Origin of the sequence: Phascolarctobacterium faecium DSM 14760 (assembly GCF_003269275.1) — a bacterium.
Classification (GTDB): Bacteria; Bacillota; Negativicutes; order Acidaminococcales; family Acidaminococcaceae; genus Phascolarctobacterium; species Phascolarctobacterium faecium.
This window is the reverse complement of record NZ_QLTS01000013.1, coordinates 35,256-49,493: the sequence shown is the minus strand read 5'-3', so window position 1 is coordinate 49,493 and position 14,238 is coordinate 35,256. Positions and strand designations below refer to the sequence as shown.

General features: G+C 49.1%; 12 protein-coding genes, 1 rRNA gene and 1 pseudogene. 6 read left to right on the top strand and 8 right to left on the bottom strand.

Features of this window, described 5'->3' with window-relative positions; all coding sequences use genetic code 11:
- The 3 genes from rrf to C8D73_RS10870 all read left to right on the top strand — a co-directional run.
- A 5S ribosomal RNA gene (rrf, locus tag C8D73_RS10880) occupies positions 1–94 on the top strand; the annotation flags it as partial.
- Between the two features lie 223 nt (positions 95–317).
- On the top strand, positions 318–1,184 hold the full coding sequence (gene dapF / locus C8D73_RS10875) for a diaminopimelate epimerase (RefSeq protein ID WP_113078212.1): 867 nt from the start codon (positions 318–320) through the stop codon (positions 1,182–1,184).
- Between the two features lie 32 nt (positions 1,185–1,216).
- On the top strand, positions 1,217–2,413 hold the full coding sequence (locus C8D73_RS10870) for an LL-diaminopimelate aminotransferase (RefSeq protein ID WP_021717375.1): 1,197 nt from the start codon (positions 1,217–1,219) through the stop codon (positions 2,411–2,413).
- Between the two features lie 58 nt (positions 2,414–2,471).
- Here C8D73_RS10870 and C8D73_RS10865 read toward each other — a convergent pair whose 3' ends face one another.
- From C8D73_RS10865 to C8D73_RS10835, 7 genes are read right to left on the bottom strand one after another with little or no spacing between them, the layout of a single operon-like run.
- Positions 2,472–3,224 (bottom strand): class I SAM-dependent methyltransferase, encoded by a 753-nt coding sequence (locus C8D73_RS10865; RefSeq protein ID WP_113078209.1) that lies wholly within the window; start codon positions 3,222–3,224, stop codon positions 2,472–2,474.
- 9 nt (positions 3,225–3,233) lie between these two features.
- Complete coding sequence (locus C8D73_RS10860; RefSeq protein WP_113078208.1) at positions 3,234–4,007, bottom strand: class I SAM-dependent methyltransferase; 774 nt, start codon at positions 4,005–4,007, stop codon at positions 3,234–3,236.
- A 9-nt stretch (positions 4,008–4,016) separates the two neighbouring features.
- On the bottom strand, positions 4,017–4,787 hold the full coding sequence (locus tag C8D73_RS10855) for an ABC transporter ATP-binding protein (protein WP_113078207.1): 771 nt from the start codon (positions 4,785–4,787) through the stop codon (positions 4,017–4,019).
- On the bottom strand, positions 4,784–5,584 hold the full coding sequence (locus C8D73_RS10850; RefSeq protein ID WP_113078206.1) for an ATP-binding cassette domain-containing protein: 801 nt from the start codon (positions 5,582–5,584) through the stop codon (positions 4,784–4,786). The genes C8D73_RS10855 and C8D73_RS10850 overlap by 4 nt, the downstream gene beginning before the upstream one ends.
- Before the next feature lie 11 nt (positions 5,585–5,595).
- Positions 5,596–7,134, bottom strand: a complete 1,539-nt coding sequence (locus C8D73_RS10845; RefSeq protein ID WP_113078211.1) for an ABC transporter substrate-binding protein — start codon at positions 7,132–7,134, stop codon at positions 5,596–5,598.
- A 27-nt stretch (positions 7,135–7,161) separates the two neighbouring features.
- Positions 7,162–7,992 carry a nickel transporter permease gene (nikC, locus tag C8D73_RS10840; protein ID WP_211305818.1) on the bottom strand — a complete coding sequence of 277 codons (831 nt, stop codon included), beginning with the start codon at positions 7,990–7,992 and terminating at the stop codon, positions 7,162–7,164.
- Entirely contained in the window at positions 7,992–8,936 is a 945-nt protein-coding gene (locus tag C8D73_RS10835) for an ABC transporter permease (protein ID WP_113078204.1), read from the bottom strand. Before C8D73_RS10835 ends, nikC begins: the two co-directional genes overlap by 1 nt.
- A gap of 350 nt (positions 8,937–9,286) precedes the next feature.
- Here C8D73_RS10835 and C8D73_RS10830 point away from each other — a divergent pair, with 350 nt between their 5' ends.
- Positions 9,287–9,709 carry a hypothetical protein gene (locus C8D73_RS10830; protein ID WP_021717383.1) on the top strand — a complete coding sequence of 141 codons (423 nt, stop codon included), beginning with the start codon at positions 9,287–9,289 and terminating at the stop codon, positions 9,707–9,709.
- Positions 9,710–9,754: 45 nt separating this feature from the next.
- Here the strand turns inward: C8D73_RS10830 and C8D73_RS10825 are convergent, their stop codons facing one another.
- Positions 9,755–10,369 (bottom strand): RNA polymerase sigma factor, encoded by a 615-nt coding sequence (locus C8D73_RS10825; RefSeq protein ID WP_170123216.1) that lies wholly within the window; start codon positions 10,367–10,369, stop codon positions 9,755–9,757.
- Positions 10,370–10,935: 566 nt separating this feature from the next.
- Here C8D73_RS10825 and C8D73_RS10820 point away from each other — a divergent pair.
- Both C8D73_RS10820 and C8D73_RS11260 read left to right on the top strand, forming a co-directional pair.
- A complete protein-coding gene (locus C8D73_RS10820) occupies positions 10,936–11,295 on the top strand; it encodes a helix-turn-helix domain-containing protein (protein ID WP_113078202.1) in 360 nt (119 codons plus the stop codon).
- Between the two features lie 27 nt (positions 11,296–11,322).
- Positions 11,323–14,238: pseudogene (locus C8D73_RS11260) on the top strand (hypothetical protein); the annotation flags it as partial.

The window sequence follows — 14,238 nt, the reverse complement described above, 5'->3', positions numbered from 1 at the left end:
TCCACCTGTTCTCATCCCGAACACAGTAGTTAAGCCCTTAAACGTCGAAAGTACTTGGCTGGAAGCGGCCTGGGAGGATAGAAAGCTGCCGGTTAAAAAATAACCATACCATACGGTATGGTTATTTTTTTATGTTAGATAAATTTCTAATCTTTACTTGACGTTAGCCTACGCTAATAGTATACTATATGAAGATGAAGAATAGTGTTCTTGATAAGGAACAACACAAGGGGCTTTTAATCACTGTATTGTTTGTCTGTTTTTTGTTATAATATAAAGCAAGCTATGAATTTATTTAGGAGGATATTGCCATGAAAATGGAATTTACAAAGATGCACGGTACTGGTAACGATTATGTTTACGTCAACTGTATGGAACAGGAATTGCCTAATCCGGGTGCTATTTCCGAATATATCAGCCACAGACGTTTTGGTATTGGCAGTGATGGCCTGATCATGATCTGTAAATCTGACGTTGCGGATTTTAAAATGCGTATTTTTAACGCTGATGCTTCTGAAGCCAAGATGTGCGGTAATGGGAGCAGATGTATCGCCAAGTATGTTTATGATAAAGGTCTGACGGATAAAACAACTTTTACGCTGGAAACGCTCTCCGGTATCAAAACCATCGATGTATTTTTGGGTGAAGACGGTAAAGTGGCAGAAGCCAGTATCGATATGGGCGAGCCTATTTTTAAATGTGCCGACATCCCCATGATCAGCGATCACTTTATGTTTGTAGATCAGGGACTGGTGCTGGAAGAAGACGTTGTTTATAATGGTACGGCTATTTCTGTAGGCAATCCGCATTTCGTCACCTTTGTAGACGATGTAGATGCTTTGGATCTGGAAAAATTAGGGCCTAAATTTGAAAAACACAAATTATTTCCTGAAAACGTCAATACTGAATTTGTGCAGGTAATCGATAAAAATACCGTTAAATTCCGCGTCTGGGAACGCGGCAGCGGCGAAACCTGGGCCTGCGGCACCGGCGCGACAGCAGTTTGTGTTGCTACTATCATGTTGGGCCATGCAGGTAAAAAAGGTGAAGAATTAACAGTTATCGCCAAAGGCGGCACTCTGAAGCTTACCCATTTGGCCAATAACCATGTTATTTTAAGAGGCCCGGCTGTAACTGTATTTGAAGGCGTCATCGATATTCCCGATGAAGTCATTAATAAATAAAAATATATTTTTAGTTTAATGGGGGACAAAAAATGGCTTTTGTAAATGACAACTATTGTAATTTGAAAGACAGCTACCTGTTTTCGCAGATCGCGCAAAAGGTTAATGCTTATGTAGCGGAACATCCTGAGAAAAAGGTTATTCGTATGGGTATCGGCGACGTTACCCTGCCTTTGGCGCCGGCCGTTATCGACGCGATGCAGAAAGCCGTTGCCGAAATGGGCGTAAAGGAAACTTTCCGTGGCTACGGACCGGAGCAGGGCTATGATTTCCTGCACGAAGCTATCGTAAAATATTATGCCGGCTTCGGCGTAACTTTGGCCAGCGATGAAATCTTTATCAGCGACGGCGCTAAAAGCGACTGCGGCAATATTACCGATATTTTCAGCAATGCGAATACGATCCTGATTCCTGATCCGGTCTATCCTGTATATCTGGACACCAATATCATGTGCGGCCGTAAAATAGTTTATATGGACGGCAAGCCGGAAAACAACTTTCTGCCAATGCCTGACGACAGCGTTAAAGCTGACATCATTTATCTTTGCTCGCCGAATAATCCTACCGGCGCTGTTTATACCAAAGAGCAGCTGGAGGCCTGGGTCGCTTATGCATTGAAAAACGACGCGGTCATCCTGTATGATGCCGCTTATGAAGCGTTCGTTGATGATCCTGCTATCCCGCGCAGTATTTTTGTCGTTGAAGATGCCAGAAAATGCGCTATCGAATTATGCTCCCTGTCCAAAACTGCCGGTTTTACCGGTACCCGCTGCGGTTATACTGTAGTGCCGCATGCTTTGGTACGTAAAACTGAAAGCGGTAAAGAGCTGGAACTGAATAAAATGTGGCTGCGCCGTCAGACTACCAAATTCAACGGTGTGCCCTATATCATCCAACGCGGTGCCGAAGCTGTGTTCAGTGAGCAGGGGCAAAAGGAATGCCGCGAAATGCTGGCTTTCTATAAAGAAAATGCCAGGATCATGGCCGAAGGACTGCGCAGAAAAGGCATTAAATTCTACGGCGGGACCCATTCACCCTATATTTGGCTGCAATGCCCGCAGGGTATGTCTTCCTGGGAATTCTTTGATTTCCTGCTTGAAAAACTGGCTGTTGTCGGTACTCCCGGCGCCGGTTTTGGCGCTATGGGCGAAGGATACTTCCGCCTGTCCGCTTTTGGCAGCCGTGAAAACACTATCGAAGCAATGGAACGCATTGAAAAAGAACTGTAAGCAGAATAATAAAAACGCCTGGTTTTTAACCAGGCGTTTTTGTTTTTAAAACAGACCGTCAATTTTTAACAGCTTTGATACAGAACATCGGGACTGGGATATAGAAGATATCCTGTTCGGCATAAATACGGTCGCCGACGCTCTGGTCGACAGAACAGGAACAGCTGCCTAAAGCCTTAAGTATTTCCAAGTCCCAGCGGGGACGCTCAAAGAGGCTGATTTCCAGCATATGGTAAATATTGTGGCACTCATTTAATAATTCTGCGGAAACATCGGCATGGGCATTGAGGGCAGGCAGTTTTTGCCGATGATGGTCCTTGGCGTATTCCGCGTCATAATTCAGTAGGATACCTTTCGGAGCCAGCACACGGAGCCATTCGGCATAAGCTGTTTCGGGATGTGGCAGGTTCCACATCAGATTTCTGGCAATAACGACATCAAAGCTGCCGTCAGAAAAAGCCGTATGCTCGGCATCGGCAGTCTGAAAAGTACAGCTGCAGCCTTCTGCTGCCGCCAGCGTTTCCGCCTGAGCGATCATGGCAGGTGTAAGATCGATACCGGTGACTAGGTGACCTTCATTAGCCAGCAGAACGGAGAAAAAACCGGCGCCGCAGCCAACGTCAAGGATACGCAGCTGTTTTGCGGGCGGCAAATGCTGCACGATCTCGCGCTGCCACTGGCTGTATTTTTCACTGTGCAGCTCCTGACGGCGCAGTGCGGCAAAAGCATCGGCCCTTTTCGTCCAGTAATTTTCAATATAGTTTTTGGTATCGCCGCTTGAAATAAGCGTTTTTTTAGATAAATCAGACATGATCTGCTCCTATTTTATCGCTGCAATCATAAACATGGGCGTTGAAGCGTAATTTATTTTTTCTACCGTCGACCAGACGCGCTGCCAGACAGAAACGTCAGTAGTAATGGAACGCATACGCAGCTTTTCCAAAGTGCGGATATCCCAATGCGGCCGTTGGATACCTGTCAGAGGTACCTGCATGGCGATCGCCTCCATCGCGTCGATATCAGTACTCAGATAATGGTCTTCAAGATCGTTTTGCTGTACGTTGCGTCGATCCTGTTCGTATTGCTGTTTTAAGTCAGCGTCATACAGATAATTATACCAGTTGGCGTCAAAATTCAGAAGCAGCCCTCCGGGTTTCAATACATGACGCCAGTTGCCATAAGTCTGCTCCGGGTCTTCCAGGACCCAGGTAAGATTGCGTGAAAGTACAACGTCAAAAGATTCTGCGGTAAACGTCGGCTTCTGCGCGTCCATCAGGCGAAAATCGATAGCTTCCTGCCAAGGTCCGGCATTACGTTTGGCTTCAGCCAGCATTGCCGGGGCAGCGTCGATAGCCGTTACTTTATAACCGGCTTCCGCCAGAATAACAGCAAAGAAACCGGGACCGGTGCCGGCGTCTAAAACAGTGATTTCCTGCGGCGCCCGGTTAGGATAAACCATCTGGATCTGTCTGCTGATTTCTCTGAGCCAGTTGCTGCGCTGACAGCCTGCCAGTTCTTCCTGATTGACCTGCGAATAACTGGGAGCCCGATCAGTCCAGTATTTTTTATTAACTTCAAATAATGCAGATGTCATAGCCTTCACCTATATTTTCGTAAGATTGAATGCTGCCGTTACCAGTTCGCGGGTGTAATGCTGCTGCGGTCGGGTGATGATATCCAGGGCAGGTCCGCTTTCAATGATCGTCCCGGACTGCATGATCAGGATCCGCTGGCAGATTTCCTGTACAAGAGTAATGTCGTGACTGATGAACAGCAGGCTCATTTTAGTTTCAGCCTGCAGCTTAAGCAGCAGCTGAATGATCTCTGCCTGGGTCTGTACGTCTAAAGCGCTGGTTATTTCATCGCAGATCAGCAGCCGCGGTTTGATACTGATCGCTCTGGCGATAGCGGCACGCTGACATTCGCCGCCGCTCAGCTGGTGCGGAAATTTTTCAGCATGCTGCGGTGTCAGGCCTGCTGCCAGCAGTAAAGCGATCGATCTTTCCTGGGCCGCAGCCTTAGTACAGCCGTAATTCAGCATTGGCAGCATAATCGAGCTGCCGATGCTTTTCCGGGGGTGAAAAGCCGCAGCGGCATTTTGAAAAACCAGCTGGACCTGACTGTAATAATTTTTTCGCAGTGCGGCATCGGCAAAGTCCAGCGGCTGGCCATTGAAGCTGACCGTACCGCTGTCGGCCGGCGTCAGTCCCATAAGCAGACGTGCCAGGGTGCTTTTGCCGCAGCCGCTTGCCCCAGCCAGCCCCAGACATTCGCCGGGGGCAACACTAAAGCTGACATTGCAGACAGCAGGCAGCGCGTTATGTTCACTGAAGAAAGTTTTACTGAGGCTGGCTACCTCTAACAGGGCGCTCATAAAAGAAATTCCTTTCTGAAATGCGGTATGGCCTCGATCAGCTTACGGGTATAGTCATGCTGCGGCCGGTTGAGTATTGTTTGCGCCGGACCGCTTTCGATGATTTCGCCCTGCCGCAGTACGGCGATCGTATCAGCTATCTGGGCCAAAGCGCTGATGTTATGTGAAACAACGATCAACGCAGTATGGTGATCTGTTTTTAGCTGTAGCAGGTGCCGTAATATTTTCTGCTGCGTCAGCAAATCAAGTCCAGAGGTCGGTTCGTCTGCCAGTAACAGCTCCGGCTTCAGCAAAAGTGCCATAGCGATACAGACCCGCTGGTTCATGCCGCCCGAAAGCTGAAACGGATAGCTGTTTAAAATGGCCTGAGGCTTAGAAAAATCGAGCCCGGCAAGCACCTGCGCGGCAGACTGCAGGCTGGCGGCCGTATCGAACTGCCCCTGTGCCTGCAGCATAGTGCAGATTTGCGAGCCGATCGTCTGCAGGGGATATAAAGATGCTGTAGGGTCCTGAAAAATCATGGACAGCTTCCTGCCGAGCAGACCGCTGCTGTTCAGACGGCCGCCGCTGAGCAGGCTGCGCCCCTGCCAGAGGATCTCGCCGCCGGTAATGACAGCGTTAGCAGGTAAAAGGCCGGTCAGCGTTTTTAATAGAGTGCTTTTGCCGCCGCCGGAGCTGCCGACGATGCCCAGGATCTCTCCCGGGCAGACAGTAAGCTGCACAGCTTTTAAAATTTCTTTAGCCCCATAGGCAAGGCTCAGGTTATTTATTTGCAGTAATGGCTGCTGTTTGTTCATAGTTGAACCCCTTAGACCTCAAGGTCGGAGGTGATTTCGTAATAATCGGAAGGATGGGCTGTAAAGCCCTTGATGTTGCTTTTCATCACAAAGGACATTTTCAGATGCGAAGCATAGATAAATGCGTTATCGTCTAAAAGCTGCTGGCTGATCTGGACTGCCAGCCTGCTGCGTGCTGCCGGGTCAAATTCGCCGCGCAGCTGCCGGGTCAGTTCTTCGACCCGTTCATTATGGTAGTGGCCGGAATTATAGGAAGAACTGTCCAGTACATGGGTCGTAAAATAATACTGCGGGTCGCCTGTAGGCGCAGCCACAAAAGCCTTGGCATAAATATCCCAATCCCCGCGTTTCAGGAAATCGTTATAATTATCTGTCGCGTTGACTTCGGCCCTGATACCGACCTCCTTTAGAAAAGCCTGGGCCGCTTCGGCCAGCAAAGGCAGCTCCTGCCGGGAAGTATAGGTGAGCCAGCGGACGGTAAGGTCCTGACCGTTTTTATCAACGTAGCCGTTGCCGTCAGTGTCGGTCCAGCCGGCTTCCCGCAGCAGTTTTTTTGCCTGTTCGGCGTTATAAGCGTCCGTATGCACGGCATCGCCGCCGCAGGGCATATTGGCAGGGAAGGGACCGACAGCCGGCGTACCGTTGCCATTCAAAAGCACGCTGGTAAATTTATCCTTGTCGATAGCCATAGCTATTGCCTTTCTAACGGCAGGCTCCTGTAATACCGGCGTCGTAAAATTCAGGCAGGCCTGAAAAACTCTGGAAGTATTGGCGGAAGCAACCTTAAATTTTGCATTGCCGGTAAATAAAGGCAGACTGGCATAGGGCAGGCCCTGTGTGGCATCGATCTCGCCGTTCTGCAGCGCCATCGTCAAAGTATCGCCGTCGGGAATACTGCGGACGATAACTTTATCTGTTTTCACCCTGCCGCCCCAGTACGCCGGATTTTTAGTCAAAACTATTTCCGTAGGCGTCAGGCTTTGGACGATATACGGGCCGGTGCCCGAGATTTTGACATCGTCGGCAGTGCCACGCTGCATATCGATGATGCAGCCGTAAGGATCGCATAAATAATTGATCAGCGCCGGCGCTTTTTCCTGAGACTTTATCGTAACGGTTTGTCCGTCAGCAGTGATTGAAGCCAGTTTTAAGTCGTCGGCAGCCCGTTTATGGCGCTTTACCAGATCCTCAAGGCAGGCTTTCACGGCGGCTCCGGTAAGTCTGGCGCCGCTGCTGAAATTTACGTCGTCGCGTAAAGTGATTTTAACAGTATGATCATCAAGAAATTCGTAGCCTGTTGCCAGCCAGGGCTGCGGCTGCATTGCTTCATTAAAGCGGAACAGCGTTTCGCCGACGCCGTAGCGCAGTGTTGACCAGCCCTTATAGGATTCGTGCGGGTCCATACCGGCGTTCTCCATAGCCACACCGTAAGCTGTGGTGCCGTAGCGGAAGACAGATTCTCCCGCCTTGTCAGGAGCTGCGGAAGGGCCGCAGCCGTTGAGCAGTAAAGCGGTAAGCAGCAGACCGCTGCCCAGTAAAGAAAGTTTCATCATAATAGCAATACCCCTCGCATAAAATTATTTAGGATTGAATTTAGGGTCAAGCTGATCACGTAAGCTGTCACCTAAAAGATTGAACAGACTGACCGTCACAAAAATCGCCGCGCCGGGTGCCAGGATCACCCACGGCGCCGTCTGCAGCATACTGCGGCTGCTGCTCATCATCGAACCCCACTCGGCTGCCGGCGGCTGGGCCCCCAGACCCAGAAAAGACAGGCCGGCAAGTTCCATCAGCATCGTGCCAAGATCAAGTGCCGACATTACCAGCAGCGGACTTAAAATAGAAGGGAGGAGATGCCGGAAAATTATTTCCGTGTCGCTGCAGCCGCTCAAACGTGCCGCCTCGATATATGGCTGCTGCCGGACAGTCAGCGCCTGACTGCGGGCCAGGCGTGCATATTTGGGCCACGAGATGACGGCCAGCGCCAAAACAGCGTTTGTCATACCGCCGCCCAGGATACTGGCAACAGCAATGGCAAAAACAAGGCCGGGAAACGCTAAAAAAATATCGGACAGACGCATGATAAAATTATCCAGCTTCCCGCCATAGTAACCGCTCCAGAGCCCGGCGGCAGTACCGGTAGTAAAAATGATCCCCACTAAAGCCAGCGCAGAAAAAATGGAGCTTTGCCCGCCGACCAGCACACGCGAAAAAACGCAGCGTCCGTAACGGTCAGTCCCAAAGGGATATTCGGCGTTGGGAGCCTGCAAAGCCAGGTCAAGGTTTTGCAGATAAGGATCGTGCGGTACCCAGTAAGGCGCGCTGAGCGTGACCAGAAACAGCAGCACTGTCAGCAGAAGCAGCCAGCAGGTCTTATGCAGGCCATGCGGCAGTATGTTTTTTGGCATCACCATCCACCGCCTTTAGTAAATTGCCGTGCCTGCGGCTCCAGCTGATGCAGCAGCAGATCGGTGACAAGATTGACACAGGTAAAAATGAGCGCGGTCCAGACCACGTAAGCCTGCACGACCGGGTAATCGCGCATCAAAATAGCGTCCATTGCCATTTTGCCGATCCCGTCGATCATAAAAATCATTTCAATAATTGCAGTTCCGCCTAACAGCGAGCCTACCGACAAGGAGAATAAAGTAATGAGCGTACTGCCAAGAGAACGCAGGATGAACCTGCGAAAAACAGTTGCTTTGGGAATACCGCGTACAAGAGCGCCGGCAACATAATCCCTGTTGATCTCCTCCAGGATATTACTGCGGATATGCCGGATATACTTGGCAGACATGGGAATTGCCAGCGCCAGCGCCGGCAGCAGCAGACCGCCGAACCCTGAGCCGCCGAGGACGGTAAAAAAGTTCAGTTTTAATGCAAAGCAGTAAAGCAGCAGCAAAGCGATAAAAAATCCCGGCAGTGAATTGCCCAGAAACGCGCAGCAGCGAATCAGATGATCGCAGCAGCGGTTATGCCTCAGCGCTGCCGCGATACCCAGCGGCACAGAAATGCAGGCGGTAAGCAGCAGGGCCAGCGTCGTCAAATAAAGCGTAGGCTGCAGCTTAGCCACAAAAAGCGCTGTTACAGGCGTGCCTGAAATATACGAACGTCCCATATCGCCGCTGCAGACAGCCAGCAGCCAGTCCAGATAACGTACCAGCAGCGGACGGTCGAGTCCCAGCTCGGCACGGGCCGCTGCTTTGACCGTTTCCGATACCGCCCCGGAGGCCTTATACATCATATCGACCGTATCGTCTGCCGGCAGCTGCATCAGCACAAACGTAAAAAAAGTGATGCCCAGCAGCACCGGCAGCAAAAGCAGAAAACGGTGTTTGATATAAACATTCATCGTGTCAGGCATCCTTTCTGAAAATAAAAACAGCTATGCAAAGTAAACCGCCCTTTCAGGAGCAGCTTAAGCCTTCATAGCTGTATCAATAATACTGTTGTTCAAATAAGAATGAGGGCAGCTTCAACTGCCGGCGGCTGCTTCAGCAGCCTGATATTATTTTATCATATTTTAATACTTTAAGTTAACTTCAAGTCAAGCTTTCAAAGAAAAAATTTACAAAAAAGTTTTTTCTTTGTGAGATTTTTGTAGAATCACAAAACTTTCCTTGAAGCTATACCAAGGTAGATGTATAATAGTAAAGAATCAAATTGACCCTAATATTCAAAGAGAGCCGGAGGTAATTATTAATGAAAAAAATTCTTTTAATGCTGACAATGGTCTTAGTGCTTGGTTTCAGTGCTATCTGCAGTGCCAGCAACGGTAAAGTGCTTGACGCTGAAGAAGCCATGGTCAACAAGTTTTTGGCAGCTTCCAATTATTCTGCCGTAACTTCCATGATGACTGACGGTATGAAAAAAGACTTTACAGAAGAAGTTTTTAAAAATTTCAAAGAGCAGATGGATAAAAACTTTGGCGCTGTCAGTGAAAAACGTTTAGTAGTGATAGAAAAAGGCGCCGATGCTGATATTTTAAGATACAGCATGAAATTTGCCAAACAGCCCGAAGCAATGATGAGCTTCCTGTTTGCAGTCAAAAACGAAAAACCTTTATTAGGTGATTTCGGTATTGCTCTGCCGCAAAAAGAAGAAAATAAAGAAGCCGCTAAATAAAACGGCGTAAAAAAAGGACTGCCAAACGGCAGTCCTTTTGTATTTTTATAGCAGCCCGCGCAGTTTGTCCAGTGCTTTTAATCGGTGCTTGGTGACATTGCGTACACTGCAGCCTAAACGTTTTGCTGCTTCGGAAGGTTTCAGCTCCTGTGCGAACAGCAGCATCATCACCTGCCGCTGGGCGGGGTTCAGCTGACGCAGAGCTTCCTGCAGATCCAGCGACAGTAAAAGCCGGGCCAGCTCGTCCAGGCTACCGTCAGCATCACGGCAGGCATCCAGCAGTTCGGTCCCGGCGGCGCTTTCAGTATCTACCTGCGCTTCGTTTTCCCAGATCTGACCCTGCTTCTGCATGGCGTCAAAAAGGGCAAAATGCACCTTACAGCGCGCCAGCCCTGGCCAGTTGGCAAAATCGGCGCCGTCATATTTCAAAATCAGTTCGATCAGGGCCAGCACGGCGATACCTTCGGCATCTTTACCCAGCGACCGGTAAAACATTTCGCGGTGGGCCTCGCTTTTTAAAAGCGGACTGAAATCTTCGCATAGCTGCAGCAGTGCCTGTCTGTCGCCGCTTTGCGCGGCGGTTATCAGCAGCTGCAGGCGGCTGGGAGGTGTCTGGTCGTTTGTATTGTTTGGAGTGTTAATATTTTTTATGATGATCAAATCCTTTGGTTTTATGATGGCAGGCCATACTGTAAATAGTTATGCATAACAGTTGCTAGTGTACGCCTGTTTTTTAAAAAAGTAAATAGCAAAATATCCCTTCCAGCCTGTTAGCCCCTATCTCTAAGATAGGGGCTAAATTTTTTTGCGGCTGGCTGTTGGGGTGCAGGATAAGCAGGAAAAAATTAGATACCGGGTCTTAGCAGAAAGAGCTTTTGCTGCGTTTGGTAAAACAGCAAAAGTAAGATACCGCCTTTAAGGGTCGTAAAGCAGAAACCTGAAAAATTTTTAAAAAATTTTTCCATTGCTTGCCCAACCTTTGAAACCAAGACGTCAAGCCGTTTACAAAGGATTGGCGGCGCCAAGCGTATCGCGGCGAAAAAACAAAAATGTACAGAAAGCATTTATCGCGTCTTGTGGGGGGGTACAGAGGTGCTATAATAACAAAAGATATTGCTGTATGTTCATAAAAATAAAAATATAGTTTTAAAATATTCGTTGAGATATTTTAGAACTATATTTTTAAGTGCTTTTTATTTGCTTATATAAAATACAGGGGGTGGAACATGTACGACGAAAAATGCCTGCGTCAGATCGGCGGCAACGTCAAATACCTGCGCAGCGCCTGCCATATCACCCAGCAGGAGCTGGCGGCGCGCATCGGCATCAGCCAGACGCACCTGTGCAATCTTGAGCATGACCATGCCCGGATCAGCATGAAGCTGCTGCTGCGTATCGCCAATACGCTGGGGTGCGCTCTGGAAGTACTGCTGGACACAAAAGCGGCGGTGGCCTGGGGTGAAAACAGGGACGAGCCGGAAATGGAAGCTGTTGAGGAAGAAGAAGCAAGCTATTCGCTGGAAGAAGTGCGCCTGCTGCTGCAAATACTGCAGCCCCGCAAAAGCGCGTCCGGTTTAAAAAGGTAAAAGCGATGAATAAGGGAGATGGACGAAGTGAGTAAAAGGGAGATACGTGCTAAAAGACTGGTGGCGGCAGTACTGCTGGCGATCAGTGTGCAGATGTGGTCTGCGCCGCCGCTGTGGGCGGCGGAAGCGTCAGTGCAGACGGAAACGTCGGCGGCCGGGGAAGCAAAGGAAACAAAGGACGCAAAAGCAGCGGACAGCGAAACCGGCGGTGAAGCGGACGCCGACGAAGGAGAAAACGTCGTTGTGCCGGTCATCGGCTACAGTACGCGCTCAGCCGCAGGCAGCGACTACGGCGTCATGCCGCTGGCTGATATGGCTGTTGACGGCGCGCTGACAGGGGTAACTGGTATCAACGGTTCAGAGCTTGTTGTTGATAAAGTCAATAATAATTTCTTTATTGGAACCATACAAGATGGTGGTAGCTTTGATAAAAGCTCTAAAAACAATGCTGCCATAGGTCTTGACATATACGTCGATTCAAATGGTAATAGCAGCGTTTTTGGCGCTGCGGCTAAAAGCTGGGGTGAGTCAGCCAGTGTTTTTGGTGCCGGCGCTTTAGCTGGACACTCTAATACCGTTGCTTTTGGTTATAGTGCGAAGTCTACAGAGTGGTATTCTATTGCTGTTGGTGCGGAAGCGAAAGCTGAGGTTACGGGTGGTATCGCTATAGGTGCTCTTGCTAACGTAGGGACGGGAGTGAAAACGTACGGAAGCGGCATTGCTATTGGTAGGGAAGCGCATACGAACAATGATCTAACTATCGCCCTTGGTTACAATGCAGAATCAACATTTGAAAGTAGTATTGCTGTCGGTGCAAATAGTGCTACAACAGCTGCCTATCAGGTAGCCTTTGGTACAGGCGAAGTTAAAACCGTCGATGGAGCGGAAGTAGTCACCTGGACGGATCGCCGCAGTCTGGCTGGCATCAGCGATATCGATATGGAAGGTGCGCTGACAGGGGTAAATAAGATCGACATGAAAAATGGCGCTTTGACAGGCATTAGTACTATCAACGGCAATGTTCTTGTACCTATGAACGAAGATGTGACTAACAAAAGCCTTGCTATTGGCACCGGGGCTGATTTTAAGTCTTCTTACTCGTCAGTAACAACAATTTATAAAAATGCCATTGCCATAGGTAATGGCGCATATGCTGGTGGCAATGGCTCGCTTGCTATCGGTTTTGACTCTAATGGTAACGCGGCTGCAGCCGGTGGTGTAGGAAGTATTTCTCTGAACGCTATGGCTAGTGGAGACCACAATGTAATAATCAGCGGTTGGGCAGATGCTTATGATAGTGTCGTTATCGGTTATGGATCAAGCACAGATAATTCTAATGTTGTAGCAATTGGTAACGGTAGTTATGGCGGGGCTGATGGTACTGTTTTGGGGTATGCTGCGGGAACAGATGGCCGCAACAGTGTTGCTATTGGTGCTAAAAGTTCTGTAGCATCAGGAGATGATGATAAGGTATCCTTCGGTCATAAGGTTGGCGATATCAACTATGCAGATGGCAGTGACTACAGTGACGATCTGTTCCGCAGTCTGATAAATGTTGCCGATATCGATATGCACGGCAACATCAGCCTGGGCGGCGAGTGGAAGGAAAATACAACTTCTGGCCTTTACGAAAGCAATGGCAAAGGCGAGCTGAACGGCGTCACCAGCATCAACGGAGTGATTTTTGCCAAAGACAGCATGAATAATCAAGAAGGTTTGCTTATTGGCACACTTGCCCCCGATACTTATTACTCTGGATCATGGTCAGTGATGATCGGCACGAACATTGATAATCAGGCTATAGATGCTGTAGGTATAGGCAATGATATAAAGTTAACTGGTGATGGGTCAGTAGCCATTGGTAATAGCGCTGAGGCACTTAGTAGTGGTGGAGGTTACCCGACGGCTATTGGTTTCTCCGCACGTGCTATCGGCGATGATGTTGTGGCGATTGGTGCTAAAAGTTACGCTGAACATGAGTATAGTGTAGCACTAGGTGATGATAGCAGTACCTCGGCAGAGAATCAGGTATCCTTCGGACATAAGGCTGGCGATAAATATGGCGATGGCGGAAGAGATATCTACGGTAGCGATCTGTTCCGCAGTCTGGTAAATGTTGCCGATATTGAAATGCACGGTGCTTTGACAGGCGTTACAGGTATCGACGGTGTAACCGTCAGCGGCACGGATGCCAGCACGGGGCTGACCGTGGGCGGCAATGCCGTGATCGGCAAAACTGATACGCCGTTCAGCAGTACGGGCTTTGCAGTTGCTAAAGACGGCGCTGTGACTGCCAAAACTGTCAACGGAGCGACGATAACAGGTACTGGTTTTAATGGTGTAACGCTTAGTACGGACGGCAAAGTCAACGGCGCGGTTATCACCAGTAACAGCTTTAATGGTGTGACGCTGGAAAAAGGCGCCGACAGTCACTATAAAGTTGGCGGCGTCGACGTAACGAAAATGCAGACTGACGTTGCAGGCAAAGCGGATGCGGCGACTACACTTACAGGCTATGGCATTACCGATGCCTATACAAAGACCGAAACTGATACAGCGGTAGGAAAAAAGGCAGATAAAGCAACTACGCTTACAGGTTACGGTATTGCCGATGCCTATACAAAGACCGAAACTGATACAGCGGTAGGAAAAAAGGCAGATAAAGCAACTACGCTTACAGGTTACGGTATTGCCGATGCCTATACAAAGACTGAAACCGATACGGCGATAGGAAAAAAGGCAGATAAAGCGACCACGCTTACAGGTTACGGTATTGCCGATGCCTATACAAAGACTGAAACTGATACAGCGATAGGTAAAAAGGCAGATAAAGCGACCACGCTTACAGGTTACGGCATTACCGACGCTTATACAAAGACTGCTGCTGATGAAAAAATAACTGCGGCAACTGCCGATATGGCAACTAAAACGCAGGTAACGGCA

Bases quoted from the DNA above. Each gene is read 5' to 3' on its own strand.
- dapF (WP_113078212.1), top strand. From the start codon at position 318: ATGGAATTTACAAAGATGCACGGTACTGGTAACGATTATGTTTACGTC.
- C8D73_RS10870 (WP_021717375.1), top strand. From the start codon at position 1,217: ATGGCTTTTGTAAATGACAACTATTGTAATTTGAAAGACAGCTACCTG.
- C8D73_RS10865 (WP_113078209.1), bottom strand. From the start codon at position 3,224: ATGTCTGATTTATCTAAAAAAACGCTTATTTCAAGCGGCGATACCAAA.
- C8D73_RS10860 (WP_113078208.1), bottom strand. From the start codon at position 4,007: ATGACATCTGCATTATTTGAAGTTAATAAAAAATACTGGACTGATCGG.
- C8D73_RS10855 (WP_113078207.1), bottom strand. From the start codon at position 4,787: ATGAGCGCCCTGTTAGAGGTAGCCAGCCTCAGTAAAACTTTCTTCAGT.
- C8D73_RS10850 (WP_113078206.1), bottom strand. From the start codon at position 5,584: ATGAACAAACAGCAGCCATTACTGCAAATAAATAACCTGAGCCTTGCC.
- C8D73_RS10845 (WP_113078211.1), bottom strand. From the start codon at position 7,134: ATGAAACTTTCTTTACTGGGCAGCGGTCTGCTGCTTACCGCTTTACTG.
- nikC (WP_211305818.1), bottom strand. From the start codon at position 7,992: ATGCCAAAAAACATACTGCCGCATGGCCTGCATAAGACCTGCTGGCTG.
- C8D73_RS10835 (WP_113078204.1), bottom strand. From the start codon at position 8,936: ATGAATGTTTATATCAAACACCGTTTTCTGCTTTTGCTGCCGGTGCTG.
- C8D73_RS10830 (WP_021717383.1), top strand. From the start codon at position 9,287: ATGAAAAAAATTCTTTTAATGCTGACAATGGTCTTAGTGCTTGGTTTC.
- C8D73_RS10820 (WP_113078202.1), top strand. From the start codon at position 10,936: ATGTACGACGAAAAATGCCTGCGTCAGATCGGCGGCAACGTCAAATAC.